This window comes from Altererythrobacter sp. KTW20L (genome assembly GCF_023501975.1).
GTDB lineage: Bacteria > Pseudomonadota > Alphaproteobacteria > Sphingomonadales > Sphingomonadaceae > Alteraurantiacibacter.
The window spans coordinates 56606-77987 of sequence record NZ_JAMFLH010000010.1 but is presented as its reverse complement, the minus strand read 5'-3'; the positions used below and the strand labels follow the sequence as shown (position 1 = coordinate 77987).

The window sequence follows — 21382 nt, the reverse complement described above, 5'->3', positions numbered from 1 at the left end:
AATAACACCATGATTATCCGCAAGTTGAAGGAAATTCGCCGCAGCGACCGCAACGTCAAGTCGGACGGGTGGGAAAGCGCCCGTCTGATCCTGGGCGATGACGGGATGGGCTTCTCGTTCCACCTCACCACGCTCAAGGCCGGCAGCGAACTGAAGATGCATTACAAGCATCACCTCGAAGCCGTGATGGTGCTAAAGGGCACCGGAACGATCGAGGACCTGGGCACCGGCGAGACGCACGAGCTGAAGCCCGGCGTGCTCTATGCGCTGAACGAGAACGACCGCCACGTGGTTCGGCCGGAAACCGATATCCTGACCGCCTGCGTGTTCAACCCGCCGGTCACCGGCCGCGAGGTCCACGATGCCGACGGCGCCTATCCCGCACCCGAACCGGAACCCGCTACTGCCAGCTGACAAGAGTACCCCATGCAAGATATCTACCCATCCCGCTGCAAGTCCGAGCCCGAGGTCCTGCCGCGGCAGGAGCCGGTCGCCCGCGCCGCGTGGAGAGAAAGTGCCCCGCTCAGCCAGGCCCAGATCGAGCATTTCGACAGCCAGGGCTTCCTGGTGCTCGAAGACCTGTTCGCTGCCGACGAGGTCGTCGCCCTGCAGGACGAGACGCGCCAACTGCTGGCCGATCCGTCCAGCCTTGACCCCGAAACAGTGATTACCGAGCCGGGCGGCAGCGAGGTGCGGTCGATCTTCGCCATCCACCGGCAGAGCGCGCTGTTGGCGCGTCTGGCGGCGGACGAGCGGCTGGCGGGCGTGGCCTCGTTCCTGCTGGATGACCAGGTCTATCTTCACCAGACCCGGCTCAACTACAAGCCGGGGTTCAACGGCAAGGAATTCTACTGGCATTCCGATTTCGAGACCTGGCACACCGAGGACGGCATGCCGCGCATGCGGGCCCTGTCGATGTCGGTCCTGCTGGCCGAGAATACCCCCGACAACGGCCCGCTGATGGTCATCCCCGGATCGCACAAGAGCTTCATTACATGCGTCGGCGAAACGCCCGATGACCACTATCGCAGCTCGCTCAAGAAGCAGGAATATGGCGTGCCCGACCAATGGAACCTGGCACGGCTGGCGCACGAGCACGGCATCGTTGCCCCTACCGGCAAGCCCGGCACGGTAATCCTGTTCGATTGCAACACGATGCACGGATCGAACGGCAATATTACGCCTTTCCCGCGATCCAACGCCTTCATGGTCTATAACGCCGTGTCGAACCGGCTTGAGCGCCCTTATGCCGCACCCCGCCCGCGCCCCGATTTCATCGCAGCGCGCGAAGTGGAGCCGCTGGTGATGCAAAGCGGATCGCTGGCCCGCGCAGCCCAGGTCGAAAGGGCCTTTGCATGACAGACACGATCCAACCTGCGACCCATACTGTGGAGAAGATCGGCGGCACGTCTATGGCCGCCACCACCACCCTGTTCGACAATGTGCTGATCGGCGGGCGCAGCGGCGAAGGGCTGTACAACCGCATCTTCGTCGTCTCCGCCTATGCCGGGATGACCGACCTGCTGCTGGAGAACAAGAAGACCGGCGAACCTGGCGTCTATGCCCGGTTCCTGCGGGGCGGCGAAGGCTGGAAGGACGCGCTGGAACAGGTGCGCCACGCCATGTGCGAGCGCAATGGCGAGATGTTCGCCCGGTCAGAAAGCCTCGCCCATGCCGACCGCTTCGTCCACCGCCGGATCGAGGCGCTGAACGCCGTACTCGACGATCTCGACCGCCTGCGCGCCCATGGCCGCTTCCGCCTGTCCGACCAGCTGGTCACCGCGCGCGAGATGCTGGCCGGGCTGGGAGAAGCGCACAGCGCGCACTCCACCGCGCTGCTGCTGCGCGACCGCGGGGTCAACGCGGTCACAGTCGACCTCACCTTGTGGACCGAGGAAGATGTCGCCAGCCTGGATGACCGCATCCGCGAAGCGCTGGAACCGATCGACCTTGCCAGCCAGATGCCCATCGTGACCGGCTATGCCGGGTGCGAGGGTGGCATGGTGCGGCGCTATGCCCGCGGCTATTCCGAAATGACCTTCTCGCGCATCGCTGTCCTGACCGAGGCGCGGCAGGCGGTGATCCACAAGGAGTTTCACCTCTCCAGCGCCGACCCGCGCCTTGTCGGCGTGGACCGGGCACGCAAGATCGGACGCACCAATTACGACGTGGCCGACCAGCTCGCCAACCTCGGCATGGAAGCGATCCATCCGCGCGCCGGGCGTGGGCTGCGTCAGGCGCAGATCCCGCTGGTGGTGCGCAACACCTTCGACCGCGAGGACGATGGCACCACGATCTGCGGCGACTATGTGTCGGACAATCCGCGCATCGAGATCGTCACCGGCGTGCCCGAAGTCCATGCGCTGCAGTTCTTCGAACAGGACATGGTGGGCGAGAAGGGATATGACAGCGGCATCCTGGAAGTGCTCACCCGGCACGGCGCCTGGGTGGTCAGCAAAAGCTCAAATGCCAACACCATCACCCACTACCTGTCGGGCAGCACCGAAGTCCTGCCGCGCGTCATGGAAGACCTGGAACAGCGCTTTCCCGGCGCAGCGGTAACCGCACAGAAGGTTGCCATCGTAGCGGTGATCGGCAGCGACATCTCCGAACCCGGGCTGGTCCCGCGGGCGCTGGCTGCGCTGGACGCTGCCGGCGTGATGATGATCGCCATGCAGCACCAGATCCGCAATGTGGACGTGCAGTTCATCGTTGCCTGCGACGACTTCGAGGACGCCACCCGCGCGCTGCACCGGGCGCTGGTGGAGAAGGTGCCGGTCGTCGCGCAAAACAAGCGCGCCGCCGCCGCGTGACGGGAACCAAGGCGCCGCCAGCGCCTCTATCAATGTGCTGAAGGCAATCGCCCCCGTCCGTAGCCTGCTGTTGGCGATCTTCCTGCTGATGGCGGGCAACGGCTTCATGTCCACGCTGGTTTCCGTCCGGCTGGAACAGGGCGGGAGCAGCGCTCTGGTGATCGGCGCGGTTGCCACGGCTTACTTTGCCGGCCTCATCATCGGCTCGCTGAGAGCGGGACTGCTGGTCGGCAGCGTCGGCCATATCCGTGCTTTTGCCGCCTTCGTCTCGCTGCTCTCGGTCAGCACGCTTGGCTATGCGCTTCACCGCGATCCGGTGCTGTGGGGCATGTTGCGGCTGATCGACGGGCTGTGCGTGGCGGGTGTGTATGTCTGCCTGGAAAGCTGGCTGAACGAGCGTGCCGAAAGCGAAACCCGCGGCACGGTGTTGGCGGGCTACATGATCGCGCTCTATGTCGGGCAGGCACTGGGGCAGTACCTGCTCAATCTCGGCACCAGCCTGCCTTCGCTGCCCTTCGTCGTCGCCTCGATGCTGGTGTCGCTCGCCGCCATACCAGTCGCCCTCACCCGCATCCACGCCCCGCCGATTGTGCCGGTGGCCGGCCCGCAGATCCGCGAGCTCTATGCCGTGTCGCCATTGGGTGTGGTGGGCGCGACGATTACGGGGCTGATGCTGGGCGGGTTCTATGCCCTGGGTGCAGTCTATGCCCAGCGGATCGGGATGACCCTGTCGCAAGTCGCTTTTTTCATGAGCGCGGTGATCCTGGGCGGGGTGGCGCTGCAATATCCGCTGGGAATCCTGTCCGACCGGCTCGACCGGCGGCGGGTAATCGTCCTGGCCTTTGCCGGAACAATCGCCACCAGCCTGGGTATTGTCCTTGTCACCGAACCCGGCTGGCCCTTGCTGGCGCTGGGTGCATTGTTCGGCGGCCTGAGCTTTGCGCTCTACCCCTTGTGCGTGGCCCATGCCAACGACCGTCTGCCGCCCGAACAGCGGGTGTCGGCCAGTTCCAGCCTCGTGCTGGCCTATTCGCTGGGGGCGGCGGGCGGACCGATTGCAGCAGCCAGCGCCCTGACGCTGGCAGGACCGGCGGGCCTGTTCTGGTTCACCGGGGCCTGTGGGGCGCTGGCCCTGCTGTTCGGCCTGTGGCGCCAGTTGCGCGCCATGCCGGTGCCTGCCGAGGCCCAGGGCACCTACCAGATCCTGCCTCGCACCACTCCGATGAGTGCGGCGCTCGATCCCTCGGCCGAGGCCGACCAACAGGAGGAACCATGACCGACCGCCACGCAACGCACCTGATTGGCGAGGACATCCCGGCCGGTCATCCCGAAGCCACCCCGCCCTCGGTTATCAAGCGGGCAATCGCCGCCTCGGCACTGGGCAACGCCACCGAATGGTTCGACTACGGCATCTACGCCTATGGCGTGGTCTATATCTCTGCCGCGCTGTTTCCCGGCGAACTCGAGAACGCCACATTCTTCGCCCTGGCGGTATTCGCCATCTCGTTCCTTGTGCGCCCATTGGGAGGATTTTTCTGGGGGCCGCTGGGTGATCGCTATGGCCGCAAGACGGTGCTGGCAATGACCATCGTGCTGATGTCGGTCGCGACCTTCTTAGTCGGCCTTATCCCGTCCTATGACAGGATCGGCCTGTGGGCCCCGGCCCTGCTGGTGATCCTGCGCATGGTCCAGGGCTTTTCAACCGGCGGTGAATATGGCGGCGCGGCGACTTTCATGGCCGAGTATTCGCCCGACGACAAACGCGGGTTCTACGGCAGCTTCCTCGAATTCGGCACGCTGGCGGGCTTTTCACTCGGCGCGCTGCTGATGCTGGGCTTCTCGGTCTGGCTGGGCGAGGCGGCGATGTATGACTGGGGCTGGCGCATCCCCTTCCTGGTGGCCGCGCCGATGGGCCTGATCGGCCTCTATTTGCGCTCGAAAATGGAAGACACCCCGGTGTTCCGCGAGATCGAGGAGCAGCACGAGACCGAACCTGCCGTTTCGACCGAACTGCGCCACCTGCTGACCGGATACTGGCGGCAGATCCTGACCATGGGCGGGCTGGTCGTGGCACTCAATGTCGTCAACTACACCCTGCTCAGCTACATGCCGACCTACCTGCAGCGGCGGATCGGCCTCGGTGCCGACGATGCGCTGATGGTGCCGATCATCGGCATGCTGTTCATGATGGTGCTGGTGCCCTTTGCCGGCGCCCTGTCCGACAGGGTTGGCCGCAAGCCCCTGTGGTGGTTCTCGCTGGTCGGCCTGTTCGTGGCCGTGGTGCCGCTGTACCTGCTGATGTCCACCGGGCTGGTAGGGGCAATCATCGGCTTTGCCCTCCTCGGCCTGCTATACGTGCCGCAATTGGCGACGATATCCGCCACCTTCCCGGCGATGTTTCCCACCCACGTGCGGTTCGCCGGTTTCGCGATTTCGTATAACGTCGCGACATCGCTGTTCGGCGGCACGGCCCCTGCTTTCAACAGCTGGCTGATCGACCGGACCGGCAACGAGCTGATGCCCGCCTTCGTGATGATGGCCGCCTGCGCTGTCGGTGCAGTTGCCTTGTCGCGAACCCGGGAAACCGCCGGAACATCGCTGCGCGGCAAGAGACTACCGGGATATTAGGCCGCATTCGCGGGAGCTTTCAGTCGCCCGCCCCGTTGAACGGGGAAAGGAGCCTTCATGCGAACTTCCCTGCTTTGTGCCAGTGCCGCCCTGTCCCTGATACTTGGTGCCTGCACCATGGAATCTGGCGATGAGGAGCAGGATGCCCAGCCTGCAGCTGCGACCGTTGCCGACAGCAATGGAGCCGATTCCATGGCTTCGATCGACCCCGCGCCCGGGGCAACGGCCAGTGCCGATCCTGGACAAGCCGATGCAGAACAGCGGCCGATGATGCAGGCGCAGGTCGTGCTGGAGAGGCTGGGCTTTGGGCCGGGAGTGATCGACGGCGAGGCGGGAAAATCCACCGCCAACGCGCTCAGCGGTTTTCAGGAATCGCGCGGCCTGCCGGTGACCGGCGAATTTGACGAAGCCACCCGCCAGGCACTGGCCCAGTGGGACAACATCGCGGCAACCCGCATTGTGACCATACCCGACGATTGGAGCGAAGTGAGCTTCACGCCCGTTCCCGATGGAGCCGAGGCACAGGCCGGGATGGCGAGGTTGGGCTATGAAAACATGGCCGAGAAGCTGGCCGAACGGTTCCACACCACACCCGAGGTGCTCGCCCGGCTCAATCCAGGCGGCCAGCCTGCCCGAGCGGGTAATGCGTCAAGCTCCACATCTTCCTCTTCAACCAGCCGAACGCAGCCGACCTACTCCCCGGGACAGCAGGTTCGTGTGCCCAATGTGGGCGCAGACCGGATCGATGCGGCATCGGTCGATAACAAGGATTGGCTGGATACCCTGCGCTCGCTGGGTGTAGGTACCGACCAGCCCGAGGTTACCCGCATCGTAGTCGACGAGTCCGAAGGCTGGCTCAAGGCCTATGACGAGGCCGATAAGCTGGTCGCCATGTTCACTGTCACCACCGGATCCAGCAACGATCCGCTGCCCTTGGGCGAGTGGGGCATCAACGGCGTCGCCTATAACCCCCCGTTTGCCTATGATCCGGAACTGTTCTGGGATGTGCCCGACAGCGAGGAAAGCCAGCAGCTGCCGCCCGGACCCAATGGCCCCGTCGGTGTGGTGTGGATCGACCTCACCAAGGAGCATTACGGCATCCACGGCACCCCCGCGCCCGAAACCATCGGCTCGGCGCAAAGCCACGGATGCGTCAGATTAACCAACTGGGATGCGGCGCGGCTGGCCATGATGGTCAGCGGATCGACCAAGGTGTTGTTCCAGGCCTGATCGCTGGCGTCAGGCTAGGCCCGCACTGGCGATATCGCGGGTAATTTCCTGTGTCCAGCGGGTGACATTGCAGTCCCTCACGCACTCGTTCATCGCCTGCCACCGCTCCTTGCGCTCCTCCAGCGGCATGTCGAGCGCGCGCTGGATCATCGAGGCGATGTCGTCGGGGCTGTAGGGGTTGACCAGCAGTGCTTCGGGCAGTTGCTGTGCCGCACCGGCAAAACGCGACAGGATCAGAACGCCGGGATCATCGGGGTCCTGTGCCGCGACATATTCCTTGGCCACCAGATTCATCCCGTCGCGCAGCGGGGTGACGAGGCCGATCTTGCACGCCCGGTAGCAACCGAACAGTTCCGCCGTGGTATGACCCTGGTTGACGTAGCGCACCGGCACCAGATCGATCCGGCTGCGCGCCCCGTTTATCTGCCCCGCCTTCTGTTCCAGCGTGGCGCGGATCTGCTGGTATGACCCGATGTCCTCGCGACTGGGCGGGGCGATCTGGATGAAGACCAGATCGTTCACCCGTTCCGGATGTCGATCGAAAAAGCGGCTGACCCCGTCCATTCTCTCGGGCAGGCCCTTGGAATAGTCGAGCCGGTCCACCCCGATCATGGCCGTGCGGCGACGGGTGCTCGAAAGCACGCGCTGGGCTGCTTGCCGCGCATCGCCGGTATCACCCTGAGCCATGAAATGATCATAGTCGATACCGATGGGATAGGCCCGCGCGATCACCGTGCGCCCTTCGAAATCGATCCGCCCCGTGGCATCGTCCACCGTCGCGCCCAGTTCCTTGCGGCAATAGTGCAGGAAGCTCTCCAGCCATTCGTCGCACTGGAAGCCGATCACGTCATAGGCCAGCAGGCTTTGCACCAGCCGTTCGTGATAGGGCAGCGAGACGAACAGCCGGGTCGGCGGCCAGGGGATGTGCAGGAAGAAGCCCATGCGGTTGCGCACCCCGCGCCGTCGCAAGCCGTCACCCAGCGGGATCAAGTGGTAATCGTGGATCCAGATGAGGTCGTCTTCGCGCACCAGCGGAGTAAGGCTGTCAGCAAACAGTTCGTTCACCCGCTCATAGCCCATCGCCGTATCGCGTTCGTACTGGGTCAGGTCGAGGCGGTAGTGGAACAGCGGCCACAGTGTGGAATTGGCATAGCCGTTGTAATATTCATCGATATCCTGCTGGGCGAGGTCGATCGTCGCCATCGTGACGCCGTCGTGTTCCTGCATATGAGGTTCTACCGAGGGTGTCTCGGCCTCTTTGCCCGACCAGCCGAACCACAGTCCGCCTGCTTCGCGCAGGGCTGCGAGCAGGGCTCCGGCCAGTCCACCTTGAGCCCCTTGCGCCCCGCGCGCTGTCGGGACTGCGACGCGGTTGGAAACAACAACCAGCCTGCTCATGGACACATCATCGTATGGTGTTCCAACTTTGCGACAAAAGGCCTGCGCAATTGATCACTCCCACCAATGAGTAGGTCTGGGGAAAGTTTCCCCACAACTCGCCCGTCTCGAAGTCCATGTCTTCGGACAGCAGGCCCGACCGGGTGGTATGGCCCAGCATGGTGGTAAACAGCTCGCGCGCCTCGACCGTGCGGTCGCAGCGGGCCAGCGCATCAATCAGCCAGAAGGTGCAGATGTTGAACGCGGTTTCGGGCGCGCCGAAATCGTCTTCCTGGGCATAGCGCAGCATGTGTTCGCCCCGCCTCAACGCCTGTTCAACCGCGTTGAAGGTGGACACAAAGCGTGGATCGTCTGGCGCAAGATAGCGCAGTTCGACCAGCTGCAGCAGGCTGGCATCCAAATAGTCGCTTTCAAAGCTGGCGCCATAGTGGCCGCCATCGGACGTATCGACCCAGGCCTCCGCATCTATTTTGGTGCGTACTGTGGCAGCGCGGGCAGACCAGTATTCCGCCCGATCCTCCTTGCCCAGCCGCAGGGCGGCATTGGCCAGCCGGTCGCAGGCAGCCCAGCTCATGACCGCGGAATAGGTGTGGACTTCCTGCCGGGTGCGGAATTCCCACAGGCCCGCATCGGGCTGGTCATGCTTGGCCCAGGCCATCTCGCCCACTTGCTCCAGGCTGGCGAAATCGTGATCATCGGCCATACGCAGCAGGCGCTGGTCGAAGAAGCCCTGCACCGTAGGTAGCACGATCTGGCCATAGCAATCGTGCTGCACCTGCAGATAGGCGGCGTTGCCCACGCGCACCGGCCCCATGCCGCGATAGCCCGCCAGGTTATCGGCGAAAGTCTCGTGCAACTCGCCATCGCCCATCACCGAATAGAGCGGCTGGATATGCCCCCCTTGCGCGTTGTCGACGATGTTGCGCAGATAGGTGAGATACTTCTCCAGTACGTCGAGCGCGCCCAGCCGGTTCAGCGCCTGCACGGTGTAATAGGAATCGCGGATCCAGCAGAACCGGTAGTCCCAGGTCCGCTGGCTGCCCGGCGCTTCGGGTATCGAGGTGGTGAGCGCGGCGACGATGGCGCCCGTTTCCTCGTGCTGGCACAGTTTCAGGGTAATGGCGCAGCGGATCACTTCGTCCTGCCACTCCAGCGGTGTGGCAAGGCCGCGCACCCAGATCTGCCAGTACTTGCGCGTCAGGTCTTCCATCTCGCGCAGTTCGGCCCGCACGTTGCCGCTGAAGGCCTCGTCCGGCCCGAGGAAGAAATGCTGGTCGCTTTCGACGCGGTAGGGCCGGCCTTCCAGCACGTAGCCCACCGGCGCATCGGTCGAGAGGCGCATGGCCTGGTCGCCCAAAAGGTAGCGCACGTGGTTGGTACCATGGGTGGTTTCGGCCACTTGCGCGCCATAGTCGCGCATGGGCCTGAGCGTCACCTTTATCCGCGGCGTTCCCGCAACCGGGCGCACCGTGCGCACGAAAGCCACCGGGCGATACATGCGGCCCGACCGTTCGAACCGGGGGCAGAAATCAGTCACCTCCACCGCGCTTCCGTCCTCGGCCTCGAGGCGGGTGACGAGGATCGGGGTGTTGCGGACATAGCGCTGGGTCGCGGAGACCTGGCCGACCAGTTCGAACCGCCAAACGCCGCGCTCCCTGTCACCGGCATTGAGCAACGAACAGAATACCGGATCGCCATCGACCCGCGGAATGCAGCCCCAGACGAGGCCTGCGTCGTGGTTGATCAGGCCGGAGACCTGGCAGTTTCCGATGGGCCACAGCTCAAGGCTCTGGGCTTCGCTTTTTTCAGGGATGGTCAAAGTTGGAGCCAATGTTGAACTGCGGCGGTATCCGCCAGATTGTAACGGGCGAGCGCGCTGTTGCGTTCCCCCACGGAAATGCCGAAGCCTCCCAGCCGTTCGCAGGCGGCAAAGCCATCCTCGTCGGTAATGTCGTCGCCCACGAACACGGGCGTCGATCCCGCAAATGGTGCAACGGCCATGAAGGCTTCCACCGCCGCCCCCTTGTCGACACCGGGGTGAACCAATTCGACCACCATCTTGCCGCGCTTGATGGCGAGGCCGTGCTGCTCGGCCAGCGACGTCATGAATGCCAGGCACTCATCTTCACGCGCCGGGTTTTCGCGGGAATGGAGCGCAGCGCCATGTGGCTTGCGCTCGAAGCCGACTTCGTGAGCCGTGGCAAAGGCCTCGATCTGGGCAACCACGGCAGGAGGCACCGGCACCATTGCGGCTCCGCCCACTTCGCCGCCCGCCATGCGCCGCGCCGCGCCGTGCGACCCGGCAATGGCGACGGCGATAGTCCCGCAGTGGCGCTCCACATCCTCGATCCCGCGCCCGCTGACGAGCGCCAGGCGGCCCCCGAGGCGGTCAGACAGCGCATCGAGTCGCGCAGACAGCAGGTCGGGCACCGCGATGGAACCGGGCGTGTCGGCGATCTCGACCAGCGTTCCGTCGAAATCGAGGAACAGGGAAAACGGTCCGGCGTGGATCAGGTCCGCCAGCGGCGGTGGAGGTTTCAGGTGATCGGGAACACTAAGCATTGCACTGCAGCATAGGATGCCCGACCGACCCGTCAACCGTGGCCAACCCGAGAAGCGCAGATGGCTCCCCTAGCGGGACTTGCCCGATTTGCGATTCTTGCGCGCGGCATAGCGGGCATCTCGTTCGGCCTTGCGTTCTTCCTCGGTCGGCTGGGCCGCCTGTGCGGCCTCCTCCTCGGCCTGGGCTGCGGCTTCCTCGGCCAGGGCGGCAGCGATCTTTTCCTCGGCTTCGCGCTGCTTCTGTTCGCGGGCGAGGCGGGCAGCTTCGCGCTTGGCAGCCTCCTTGGCCTCCTTCTCGGCCTGGCGGGCCACACGGGCCGCGATGGTGGCTTCGTCGAGCACGGGAGCGGCCTTCAGCTTGGCGAGCGCCTTCTCCTTGGCCCGTGCCGATGCCGTTGCCCGGTCCTGAAAGCCCGGTTCCTTGTAACCCTTCATCATCGTCCCTTTGGTATGTTCGTTGGTATGGTCGTGGCCATGTTCGTATATGCGGATGAGCGCCCCATGACAGATGCGGACCGGTCTGTCAGGCTTCTTCGTGGTCCATCCATTGCGCCAGTAGCGAGGTCGGCCGGTCCAGCAGATCAATGACCGGACCCGTCTCGACGTTCCGGCCGTGCTGCATGAAGCACAGGTCATCCGCCACCCGGGCTGCATCGGCGATATCGTGGGTGACCAGCACGATGGGAATATTCGACATGGTCCGCACCTGCTCCAGCGAGCGGTGCAGCAGGCGACGGATTGGATGGTCCACGGCAGAAAACGGCTCGTCCAGCAGCAGCACTTCCGGCCGCCGCGCCAGCGCCCGCGCCAGGGCAACGCGCTGTTGCTGCCCGCCAGAGATCTGGCCTGGCTTGCGATGCTCAAGGCCGGCCAGGCCCAGGCGGGCCATCAGGTCTGCGGCCTGTTCGGCTCGCTCGTCAGCCGGCAGATCGAGCATGGCCTGCATCACGTTGGCTGCTGCCGAAAGGTGCGGAAAAAGGGCGTAGGACTGGAACACGAAGCCCACCTTGCGGTCCTTGGCCGCCAGGTCCACGCCGCTCGCGCTGTCGAACCAGGTCTCGCCATTGCAACTGACCGCGCCTGCCGCCGGATGGTGCAGCCCGGCAATCGCGCGCAGCACGGTGGATTTGCCCGCGCCCGACGGACCAACCATCGCGAGCGTCCGCCCGCGCGGAACCGCCAGATCGAAATCCAGCATGATCGGCGCGTCCTGCCGCAAGCTGATGTGCAAACCGTCAGCCATGCGGGCGAACCCTTCTGGCAAGGTAGAAAGTAGCGGTCACTGTCGCCAGCGATACACCCATCAGCAGCAGTGCCATGGCATTGGCCCCGGCCATGTCGAAGGCCTGCACCCGGTCATAAATCGACAGGGACAAGGTGCGTGTCTCGCCGGGGATCGACCCGCCGATCATCAGCACCACGCCGAATTCGCCCAGCGTGTGGGCGAAGGTGAGGACTGCGCCTGTCACCACGCCGGGCCAGGCCAGCGGCAGTTCGATCCGCCGGAATGCCTGCCACTGCGAATGGCCGCAGGTCGCCGCAGCGTCCCGCAAGTCCGTCCCGACGCTCTCGAAGGCCCGTTGGACCGGCTGCACGGCAAAGGGCAGGTTGACGATGACGGAGGCGATGAGGATCGCTTCGAACGTGAACACCAGGTTGGTGCCGAAGACACTGCGCCACGCCATTCCAATGGGCGACGTCGGACCCAGGCCGACCAGCAGGTAGAACCCGATCACTGTGGGAGGCAACACCAGCGGCAGGATCACCAGCGCCTCTGCCAGCGCCTTGCCGCGAAACCGCGCATAGGCCAGCCACCGCCCCAGCAGCAGGGCCAGCGGCAGCAGAATCGCCACCGTTGCCGCCCCCAGTTGCAGCGCCAGGATCAGGGCCTGCCAGTCCATGTGTCAGCCTGCTCCATCGGGCAGGGTAAAACCGCTGCGCTCGAAAATGCGCCGTGCCTCGTCGCCTGAAAGATAGCGATAGAACTGTTCGGCCACCGGCCCGGCATCACGCATCAGCACCATCCGCTGGCGCAAGGGCTGGTGCCAGTCGGCGGGGATCACCACGTGGTCGATTTTTCCCTGCAGCGCCGGATCGTTTACCAGGGACAGGGCGACGATTCCCCCTTGCGCCCCGCCGGTCACAGCAAACTGCATAGCCTGCGACACGTTTTCGCCCATTACGAGCCTTGGCTCCAGCTCGTCCCACAAGCCCACGTGTTCGAGCGCTTCGCGGGCGCGCTGGCCATATGGCGCGTGGTCGGGATTGGCGATGGCGAACTGTTCGATCTGGCCACTTGCAGCGGCCTGGCGCAGCCCTTGAAGCTGCGGATCGAGTTGCAGGGGCGAGCCTGTGGGCGCAACAAGCGCAAGGCGACCTACGGCATAGAGACGCCCCCGGTCCCGCGTTTTCCCGGCCTCTGCCAGATCGAGCACATATTGCTCGTCCGCCGAAAGGAACAGGTCGAACGGCGCATCGTGCTGCAACTGCTGGAAGAAGTTGCCCGACGAGCCAAACACCAGGTCCACCTCGTGCCCGGTCTCGCTCTCAAACGCGGCCGCCACCTCCGTCAGGGCCAACCGCAAGTCCGAGGCAGCGGCAACGCGCGCACTATCGTCAGGGCTGGTGCCGCAAGCGGACAACAGCACGCAGCATAGGAGCGCGAGCCGGCGCCGGGCGGACAAGGGTATCATCGAACGATCCTGCAGGAAGCGATATGCGCTTGCATATACATCGCTATGCCGGAATACCCGCATCATGCAAGCTGTTTGGCAACGCCGCTTCCAATGATAAGTGCAGGTCCATGACCACGCCGCCCGCCCCCCGCCTGAAAGTAAAGGCGCAGATCCTGGTGGGGGACGAAATCGCCATTGGCCCCGGCAAGGCCGACCTGCTCGAAGCGGTCGAACGCACGGGATCGATTTCCGCCGCCGGTCGCGATCTCGGCATCAGCTATCGCCGCACGCGGGACATGATCGACGTGCTCAACTGCCACTGGGGCGGCGCGGTGGTGGAGACGGCGAAGGGCGGCCCGGCTCATGGCGGATCGGTGCTGACCCGCCGGGGCCGCGAGGTGCTGGATGCCTACCGCCGGCTCGACGCCGAAATGCACCATGCAGCCGAGACTCACGCAGCTGCTCTGCTGAGGCTGGCAGGCCGGGAATAAGCCAAATAGCGTATGCCCTTGCTGCCCGCGCAATCCGACATTGCCGGAGCCGCCCGATAAGATCTGCCGCCTGACCAGGCAGACCATGGGCCACGGCTAAGGACGGGCGCATGACTGATACACCGCAATTCGCACCCGGCTTCGCGATGAACAAACGCGAACTGCTTTCGCTCATCGGCAAGTCTGCCGGGGCCGGCGCCATGCTGATGGCCATGGCCCCCCTCAACCAGGCCCACGCATCCACCTTCACCGGACCGATCAAGCTGGACGGCGGGGCCAAGGGCAAGTCGGTTCTGGTGCTGGGCGCGGGTGTGGCCGGGATGGTCGCGGCGCTGGAACTGAGCCGTGCGGGCTACGAGGTGAAAGTCCTCGAATACAACCCCCGCGTCGGCGGGCGCGCCTGGACCATCAAGGGCGGCGACACCTTTACCGAACTGGGCGGTGCCACGCAGACCTGCGAGTTTGCGGAAGGCAACTACATCAACCCCGGCCCCTGGCGCATCCCGACAGAGCATGGCGGGCTGATCCACTATTGCCAGGAACTGGGCGTGGCGCTGGAACCCTTCCAGCAGAACAATTACAACGCCTATCTCCACTCCACCTCCGCCTTCGGCGGGCAACCACAGCGCTACAAGACCATCCAGGCCGACTATTACGGCCATGTCTCCGAACTGCTGGCAAAGGCGGTCAACCAGAACGCGCTGAACGATGCGGTTACGGCAGAGGATGCCGAAATCCTGCTGGAATCTCTGCGTTCGTGGGGCGCGCTCGACAGCAATATGCGCTATGTCAGAAGCGCGGAATCTGCCCGGCGGCGCGGGTGGAGCAAGGGCCCCGGCGGCGGCCTGACTGCGGAACCGATCCCGTCCGATCCGCTCGACATCTCCACCGTGTTGAAATCGGGCATGTGGCGCAACATCGGCACCCATCTCAGCAACGAACACCAGCACGCAATCTTCCAGCCGGTCGGCGGCATGGGCCAGATCGCTGCCGGGTTCGACCGGGCGGTAGGCCACCTCATCAGGCTCAATTCCAAGGTCACCGCCATCAGCCAGGACGATAGCGGTGTGACGGTGGACTATATGGATACCCGCACCGAGGAGCGGCTGAGCGCGCGGGCAGACTATTGCATCTGCACCATTCCGCTTTCTGTCCTGGCGCAGATCCCGCTCAACGTGAACGCTCCGCTGGCCGCCGCCATCAAGGCCGTGCCCTATCGTCCCAGCGTCAAGATCGGGCTGGAATTCAAGCGCCGCTTCTGGGAGCAGGACGAACAGATCTTTGGCGGCATCACCAGCACCAACCTGCCGATCAGCCAGATTTCCTATCCCAGCTATGGCTATGGTTCGCGCGGGCCGGGCGTCTTGCTGGGGGCCTATACCGGCGGGGCCATGTCCTATGAACTGACCGGCCAGTCACCCGCCCAGCGGGTGCAGCGTGCGGTGGACTGGGGGGCGCAGATCCACCCGCAATATCGGGAAGAGTTCATGAACGGCATTTCCGTCGGCTGGCACCGCGTGCCGTGGACTCTGGGCTGCTTCGGCATGTGGAGCGAGGAAAGCCGCGCCACCCACTATCGCAACCTGTGCGAGATCGATGGCCGCTTCATGGTGGCGGGCGAGCACGCCTCGTACATCGGCGGCTGGATCGAAGGTGCGATTACCTCCTCGCTCGATGTGATCGAGCGGCTCCATCAACGCGTCCAGGCAGGATAACCGCTATGACAGCCAAGACTCCGCTCGCCGCACTTGCAGCCGTCACCCTGGCACTGAGCGGCGCACTCGCTGCCGGTGCGGATGCACAGACGGCTCCTGCCTCTCCTGTCGGCGCAGATGCCGACAGCACCGCCGCCTCCACCACGATCAGCGGCCCGACGGGCGCGGACGTCTATGCCAATGTCTGCGCCGCCTGCCACATGCCCGATGCCATGGGCGCCGTCGGAGCGGGATTCTACCCGGCGCTCGCCAATAACCCCCGCCTGCTCGGCAGCCGCTACCCTGCCTACATCGTCGTCAAGGGCATGAACGGCATGCCGCCGATGGCCGACATGCTGGACGACCAGCAGATCGCCGACGTGGTCAACTATGTGCGAACCAATTTCGGCAACGACTATCCCGGCCCGATCTCGCCCACGGAAATCGCCGCGCTTCGTTGAGGCGCATTGCCTGCCGCCCAGCCGGTTGTGGATCGCGCCGCGTCAGAAATCCGCTATCAGCGCGATGCTGGCATGACGGCGCGGGCGATAGACAAAGCCCCCGCTCGACGTGACATTCCAGCTGTAGGCATTGGTCACGTTGTTCACCTGCGCCCGCAGCAGGAGATTGGCAAACGCCAAGTCGAAACGATAGCGCATCCCCAGATCGATGATATCACTGCCGGGTGCCAGCAGGGTTCCGGGCGCATTTGCGACTTGCGAACCCCGGCTGTTCACGCTGATGTCGAACGACAGTGGACTATTCCCGCCGTCCAGCCGCCAGTCGGCATCGAAGATGATGCGGCGGCGGGATGAGCCGACAGGCCGGCTGCCGATCTGCCCTGAATCCACCAGCAAGCCGCTGATCCGCGAATCTAGCAATACCGCTCCAGCGACGATATTGAGCCCGGGCACCACCTGGCCGGTCAGGCTCAGTTCCACTCCGCGATTGGTGTTGGAGCCCAGTTCGCGGAAGACCTGCCCCGGGTCGAGGTTGAAGTAGGGCTTGTCGATGGAGAACAGCCCGGCCACCAGCCGGATACCGCTCGGGAAGGCATAGCGCAGCCCCAGATCTGTCTGCCGCGTCCGCAGCGCTGGCGGCGCATCGCCCTGGTTTACGGCAATGTCGGGTGCCACCACGGCATCCTCGAACCCACGCACATGGCCGCCGTAAAGCACCAGGTCGCGGGTCAGGAACAGCGAACCGGTGAGGCTGGCGGTCAGCGGATTGTCGCGGATCGCCACGTCCTCACGCCCGATGGCGGCGAAATCCACTTCCTTGCGATAGGTGGACTGGGTGATCGAGGCATCGAGCGAGAAGCTCCCGGGGGTGGTTGCGCTCCAGGCCAGGCCGATGCTGCCCTGGCGCACGCGATCGATGTTTTCCGCCCCCAGCGCGATCGCGGGCCGTTCGCGAATGTCGCGGGCCAGCAGCGTGCTTTCGCCCAGGTTGATCCGCTGCTGCCCGCCGAATTGCCGCTCACCCTGCCGTCCCCGCGCGCTCAACATCAGCTTGTGTGCCACCCGGCCGGTGACCATGCTGCGCGTCAACCGCAGTTCGCCCGATGTAACATCATCGTGGTTGTTGCCGTCGGCCACGATGATGCGGGCAGGCGTGGTGCCATCTGCGCGGAGGCGGGTGAACAGGTCGGAATAGGTTTCCGGTATGTCGCGGCCTGACTGGAACAGCCCGGCATCCACCTGCCATTCGCCGAAGGGAAGCTTGGCAACCGCGCCGAACACCTGGTTGATGTTTTCACGCAGGGCCCAGGGCTGGGAAAGCAGTTCACGCCGCCGGTACTCGGGCGGCAGGAAATCGCCGTCAGGAAAGACTACCGGGGCGGCGGGATCATCCCAAAAGCGGAATTCCGAGGCAAAGGCGATAATCTGCGCGCCTTCCCATGGCCGGACGGCCACCGTGCCGCCAAATCCGGTATTCTGTGCCCTGCCCCCTTCGTGCCGTTCCTGTTCGCGCAGGTTGATGGAAAAGGTGACACCGGCATCCGGCCCCAGTGGCAGCCTGCCATCGATCAGCGCGATGGGCGAACCGTACTGGCCGTATTCCAGCCTGACACGGCCGCCGAGGACGCCGAAATTGCTGTAGAGGCTGTAATCGACGATCCCGGTAGGGGCGGGGAAGGCATACCCTTGCGCCGACAGGCCCACACGGATCATGTTGCCCGAAATGGCCCGCCCGCCGGGCCCGGAAGCCTGCACGAAGTACAGCCCTTCGATCCGGCCATTGCCTGCATCGACCGGAGAGAAGCCGCGCACGTCGTTGCTGTCGTACAGACCCCCGCGCTCGTTGCCGACCGACTGGCCGAAGGCATCGTCGGCATTCACAACCGCGTTGTCTTCGGCCGGGCTCGTCTGCGCCGCCGCCGGTGCCGCCAGCAGCAACACCAGCGGCATCAGGCAACAGGTGGCAGCGCAAAGGGAATTGCCGCCCGGTTGACGGGCAGGATCGAAGGAAGATGTCATGCTGATCCTGTCAGGGCCAAAGCCCCCGATGCCGGTACTATTCCGCTGCGCGTCGCGTCGCTTTTGCCAACGGTCAGGGAGCGATAGCTGCGATGCCCTCGATCTCGACATACATGCCCGGCCGCCCCAGCGCCGCGATCTGGATGGTGGAGCGGGTCGGACGGTTGGGCTGCTCCGGCGTGCCGAAGAAGGTGGCGAACACCTCGTTCATGGCAGCCGAATCCATCCGCCCGTCAGTTTCCGGCGTACCGACCAGGAACACGGTCAGCTTGACCAGATCACCCATCCCCATCCCTTGGGACTCTAGCGAAGCCTTGATGCGGTTGAGCACCGAAAGTGTCTGCGCGCGGGTATCGCCCAGATCATCGGGATTGGCGGGATCGAGCGGGGCCGGCACCGTGCCCGAGACAAACACGATCTGGCTGCCCGGCGGGACCATCGCCAGGCTGGCGATGCGCGCGGTGGGGCTGCTGTAAACGCGCTCGATTTCGGGTGCCTCCTGCGCTGCAGCGCAGCCGGTCGAAAGCAGGAGGGCTGCCGGAAGAGCGGAAAGGGCGAGAATTTTGTGCATGGGCTGGGCTCCTGTTGGTCTTGGATGCAGTTTGGGGAGCGGGGATGGTGGCCACCCCCGCCCCGGTTCGTCAGAAGTTCACCGTCACGCGGGCGTAGTAATATCCGCCGTTGCTACCATAGGGCCCGAAGTTCAGCGGTGCGTTGTGGGCGCCGTTGTTGTTGATATAGGGCGAGCGACCCGAGAGCCATCCGGTGGAAGGATTGGCAGGATCGTAGTCGGCCACGAAATCGGGCACCGGCGGCCGCTTGTCGAACAGGTTGTTGGCACCGATCGCGATGGTGAAGTTGTCGGTGATGTCGTAATCCAGCTCGAGATCGAAGATCGCCGCCGCGCCTACTGTCGCCTCGTAGAATGTGCCCAGGATCGGGCGCGGCGTTGTCGAGAAGGCGTTCGGCCTGACGAGCTGGGTGGTTGCCGAATAGTAGTTCATGCGCAGGTTGGCGCTGAACGCTCCCGTTTCGAACAAGCCACCCAGGTTGGCGCGGAATGTCGGGCTGGCATTCTCGATCACGTCTTCGGCAGTAACCGTCCACAAGGTACCCAGTGCCGAGCTGTCCGTCACCTTGGTCTCGTTGACGTTGGCGCTGGCCGTCAGGTCGAGCGAACCGAAGGACAGGTCCACCGGATAGCGGGCCGAGAATTCCAAGCCCAGGGTGCGGGTGTCGATCCCGTTGGTGAAGGTCTGGATCGACAGGCTGCCCGATTCCAGCACCGTCGGGTCAAGCTGCTTGCCGCTGGCGATGATGGCATTGTTGACCAGTTCGAACGGCGTCAGCCCGTTGATCAGCGGGGTCAGCACCGGAACGCCCGGCGTACCGATCGGCTGGTTCTGCTGGCCCTGGATGGCGCCGGACGACACGATCCGGTCGTTGATCTTGATGTAGTAGCCATCCAGCGTGACTACCAGGCGCGGCACGGGCCGCAGCACCATGCCAGCCGAGAAGTTGACCGATTCTTCCGGTCCAAGCGCCCCGAACCCGGCGCTGGTCGCACCCGGCGAGCTGGGAGCAAGTTGCAGGACCGCGCTGGTCGGACCCACGTTGGTGGCCGAATAGCCCGATTCCTGCAGTGACGGGGCACGGAAGCCCGTGCTGGCCGTGGCGCGCAAGGCGAAGGCGGGCGAGAAATCGTAGCGCGTGGTGATCTTGCCGATCAGCGTGCTGCCGAAATCGCTGTAGTCCTCGAACCGGCCAGCAAGGTCGAGCGTCCAGTCATCCACCGGATTGGCGATGAAGTTGAGGTAGGCTGCCTTAGCCGTCCGGCTGATCTTGCCGGCATCGGTGGCCGAATAGCCGGGGAACGACTGGCCGCCTTCGACGAACAGCGAACCGGCGTCGCCCTGGAAGATTTCGTAGCTTTCGTCGCGGAACTCGCCACCGAAGGCAACAGTCAGCGGGCCGCCCGCCAGGCCGATGTCAAATTCCTTGTCGATATCCACGGTGCCGACGAACTGGTTGAACTGGAACCCGCCGTCATAGAAATCGGTCGGCGAGAACCCGGTCGCCACGAACAGCGAGGCGTTGGCAGAACCGGTGGTGTAGACCTTGGCCACGTCCTCGGCATAGGTGCCCGACACGTCCCAGTTCCAGCCCCCGGCAGTTTCCCCGCGCAGGCCACCGGTGAACGAGAACTCGTCCTGCGTCACTTCGATGTGCGGGACCAGGCCGGTGGCAGCCGTATTGCCAAAGCAGTTGGTCGGATCAGTCGTCTGGGCAGTAGCCGTAAGCGGGTCGCGGCACAGGCGGTTGGGTACGCGGTAACCCTGCAGCGCGTCACCGGCGCGATAGGACACGTTGCCGAAAGAATAGACCTCGAAGGTGTCGAACTCATAGCCGAAGTTGTAGAAGCCCAGGGTCAGCTTGGAGGCAGGTTGGCCGCCGTTGATGCCGTTGAGCAGGTCGTTGTCGGCGATGTTCTGATAGAGCGGGCGGAAGGCCGCGGAGATACCGCTCGATTGATTGATCGTGCCGTTGAGGTTGTAGACCGAGAACTGCCCTTCGCCGATCGTGGTCACCTCGTTGCGGCGGTGGAACAGGGCGATATCAAGGAAGCCGGCATCGCCCACTTCCATCCCGAAATTGCCGCTGACGCTGTAGGTCCGTCCTTCACCATCGAAGTATTCACCCGCCGTGGCACGCAGGGTGCCGCCCTGGGTATCGCTTTTCAGGATGATGTTGATCACTCCGGCGATGGCATCGGAGCCATAGACCGCGGCGGCGCCATCCTGCAGGATTTCAATGCGCTGGACGATGTCCGGCAGAATCAGGTCGATGCTCGGTGCGGCGGACCCGCCGAAGGCGCCGTTGATGACCTGGAGGATGGAGTTACCGTGGCGGCGCTTGCCATTGACCAGCACCAGTGTGTGGTTCGGGCTGGTGCCGCGCAGGCGGGCCGACAGCGAGAAGCTCGCCATGTCGGTGCCCTGCGTCTGCGCCTGGAACGACGGGACCAGCTGGGTCAGCGCCTGGTTGAGGTTGGGCTGGCCGACCCGGCTCAGCGCATCATCGGACAGCAGCAACACGGGGGCAGCGCTTTCCGCTGCATTGGTCCCGGTGGCGCGTGTACCGGTGACGATGATCATGTCACCTTCGGTCTCGGCGGCACTCGGCGTTGCGTCTTGCGCAAGGGCCGGAGCGCCCAGGGCCGTGGAAAGTGCGGTGGAAGCGGCGAATGTGACTGCAAGTGTCTTCGAGAAGCGCGACATAGGAACCCCCTTATCTTGTCGTCCTCCCCCTGGACCCGGTACTTTCCGGCTTTGGGTTGAGCCGCCTTCCCCGAGCCCATGCAGTCGGAGAAGGCGGCTACCCGCCGGTTGTTGTCTATCGGCACCTTCCAGC

Annotated in this window: 19 protein-coding genes; 9 read left to right on the top strand and 10 right to left on the bottom strand. The window is 64.5% G+C overall.

The genetic code is table 11. The features are described from left to right. The first annotated feature begins 9 nt into the window (after positions 1-9). Genes M3P36_RS11210 through M3P36_RS11185 form a run of 6 tightly spaced genes read left to right on the top strand, consistent with a single transcriptional unit; the run spans position 10 to position 6671 of the window. Positions 10-414, top strand: coding sequence for an ectoine synthase (locus tag M3P36_RS11210; RefSeq protein WP_249703489.1), 405 nt, complete (start codon positions 10-12; stop codon positions 412-414). 12 nt (positions 415-426) lie between these two features. Beyond that, entirely contained in the window at positions 427-1359 is a 933-nt protein-coding gene (gene thpD, locus M3P36_RS11205) for an ectoine hydroxylase (protein WP_249703487.1), read from the top strand. After that, positions 1356-2813, top strand: coding sequence for an aspartate kinase (locus M3P36_RS11200; RefSeq protein ID WP_249703484.1), 1458 nt, complete (start codon positions 1356-1358; stop codon positions 2811-2813). Before thpD ends, M3P36_RS11200 begins: the two co-directional genes overlap by 4 nt. Beyond that, positions 2713-4089: an MFS transporter gene (locus M3P36_RS11195; protein ID WP_349630571.1), complete on the top strand. Its 1377-nt coding sequence runs from the start codon at positions 2713-2715 to the stop codon at positions 4087-4089. Before M3P36_RS11200 ends, M3P36_RS11195 begins: the two co-directional genes overlap by 101 nt. Further along, complete coding sequence (locus tag M3P36_RS11190) at positions 4086-5441, top strand: MFS transporter (RefSeq protein ID WP_249703480.1); 1356 nt, start codon at positions 4086-4088, stop codon at positions 5439-5441. The genes M3P36_RS11195 and M3P36_RS11190 overlap by 4 nt, the downstream gene beginning before the upstream one ends. Before the next feature lie 57 nt (positions 5442-5498). Then, positions 5499-6671 (top strand): L,D-transpeptidase family protein, encoded by a 1173-nt coding sequence (locus M3P36_RS11185; protein ID WP_249703478.1) that lies wholly within the window; start codon positions 5499-5501, stop codon positions 6669-6671. Positions 6672-6680: 9 nt separating this feature from the next. Here the strand turns inward: M3P36_RS11185 and M3P36_RS11180 are convergent, their stop codons facing one another. The 7 genes from M3P36_RS11180 to modA all read right to left on the bottom strand — a co-directional run bounded on the left by M3P36_RS11180 (position 6681) and on the right by modA (position 13279). After that, entirely contained in the window at positions 6681-8069 is a 1389-nt protein-coding gene (locus M3P36_RS11180; RefSeq protein WP_249703476.1) for an alpha,alpha-trehalose-phosphate synthase (UDP-forming), read from the bottom strand. A 7-nt stretch (positions 8070-8076) separates the two neighbouring features. After that, the gene (locus M3P36_RS11175) at positions 8077-9888 is read right to left on the bottom strand and encodes a glycoside hydrolase family 15 protein (protein ID WP_249703473.1); all 1812 of its coding nucleotides are present in this window, start codon (positions 9886-9888) and stop codon (positions 8077-8079) included. Further along, a complete protein-coding gene (otsB, locus tag M3P36_RS11170; RefSeq protein WP_249703471.1) occupies positions 9885-10631 on the bottom strand; it encodes a trehalose-phosphatase in 747 nt (248 codons plus the stop codon). The genes M3P36_RS11175 and otsB overlap by 4 nt, the downstream gene beginning before the upstream one ends. 69 nt (positions 10632-10700) lie before the next feature. After that, positions 10701-11066, bottom strand: coding sequence for a DUF6481 family protein (locus tag M3P36_RS11165; protein WP_249703679.1), 366 nt, complete (start codon positions 11064-11066; stop codon positions 10701-10703). A gap of 88 nt (positions 11067-11154) precedes the next feature. Beyond that, entirely contained in the window at positions 11155-11874 is a 720-nt protein-coding gene (locus tag M3P36_RS11160; RefSeq protein ID WP_249703469.1) for a sulfate/molybdate ABC transporter ATP-binding protein, read from the bottom strand. After that, the gene (gene modB, locus M3P36_RS11155; RefSeq protein WP_249703466.1) at positions 11867-12532 is read right to left on the bottom strand and encodes a molybdate ABC transporter permease subunit; all 666 of its coding nucleotides are present in this window, start codon (positions 12530-12532) and stop codon (positions 11867-11869) included. The genes M3P36_RS11160 and modB overlap by 8 nt, the downstream gene beginning before the upstream one ends. Before the next feature lie 3 nt (positions 12533-12535). Beyond that, positions 12536-13279: a molybdate ABC transporter substrate-binding protein gene (gene modA, locus M3P36_RS11150; RefSeq protein WP_249703463.1), complete on the bottom strand. Its 744-nt coding sequence runs from the start codon at positions 13277-13279 to the stop codon at positions 12536-12538. Positions 13280-13434: 155 nt separating this feature from the next. On the opposite strand from modA, the gene M3P36_RS11145 reads away from it, so the two are divergent. From M3P36_RS11145 to M3P36_RS11135, 3 genes are all read left to right on the top strand, one after another. After that, a complete protein-coding gene (locus M3P36_RS11145) occupies positions 13435-13797 on the top strand; it encodes a winged helix-turn-helix domain-containing protein (protein ID WP_249703461.1) in 363 nt (120 codons plus the stop codon). 110 nt (positions 13798-13907) lie between these two features. Next, positions 13908-15512 (top strand): flavin monoamine oxidase family protein, encoded by a 1605-nt coding sequence (locus M3P36_RS11140; RefSeq protein WP_249703459.1) that lies wholly within the window; start codon positions 13908-13910, stop codon positions 15510-15512. Positions 15513-15517: 5 nt separating this feature from the next. After that, a complete protein-coding gene (locus M3P36_RS11135; protein ID WP_249703457.1) occupies positions 15518-15952 on the top strand; it encodes a c-type cytochrome in 435 nt (144 codons plus the stop codon). Between the two features lie 42 nt (positions 15953-15994). Here the strand turns inward: M3P36_RS11135 and M3P36_RS11130 are convergent, their stop codons facing one another. From M3P36_RS11130 to M3P36_RS11120, 3 genes are all read right to left on the bottom strand, one after another. Continuing rightward, on the bottom strand, positions 15995-17971 hold the full coding sequence (locus tag M3P36_RS11130; protein WP_249703454.1) for a porin family protein: 1977 nt from the start codon (positions 17969-17971) through the stop codon (positions 15995-15997). Positions 17972-18044: 73 nt separating this feature from the next. Then, positions 18045-18542, bottom strand: coding sequence for a RidA family protein (locus M3P36_RS11125; RefSeq protein ID WP_249703451.1), 498 nt, complete (start codon positions 18540-18542; stop codon positions 18045-18047). A 70-nt stretch (positions 18543-18612) separates the two neighbouring features. Continuing rightward, positions 18613-21249, bottom strand: a complete 2637-nt coding sequence (locus M3P36_RS11120; protein ID WP_249703449.1) for a TonB-dependent receptor plug domain-containing protein — start codon at positions 21247-21249, stop codon at positions 18613-18615. Positions 21250-21382: the final 133 nt, after the last annotated feature.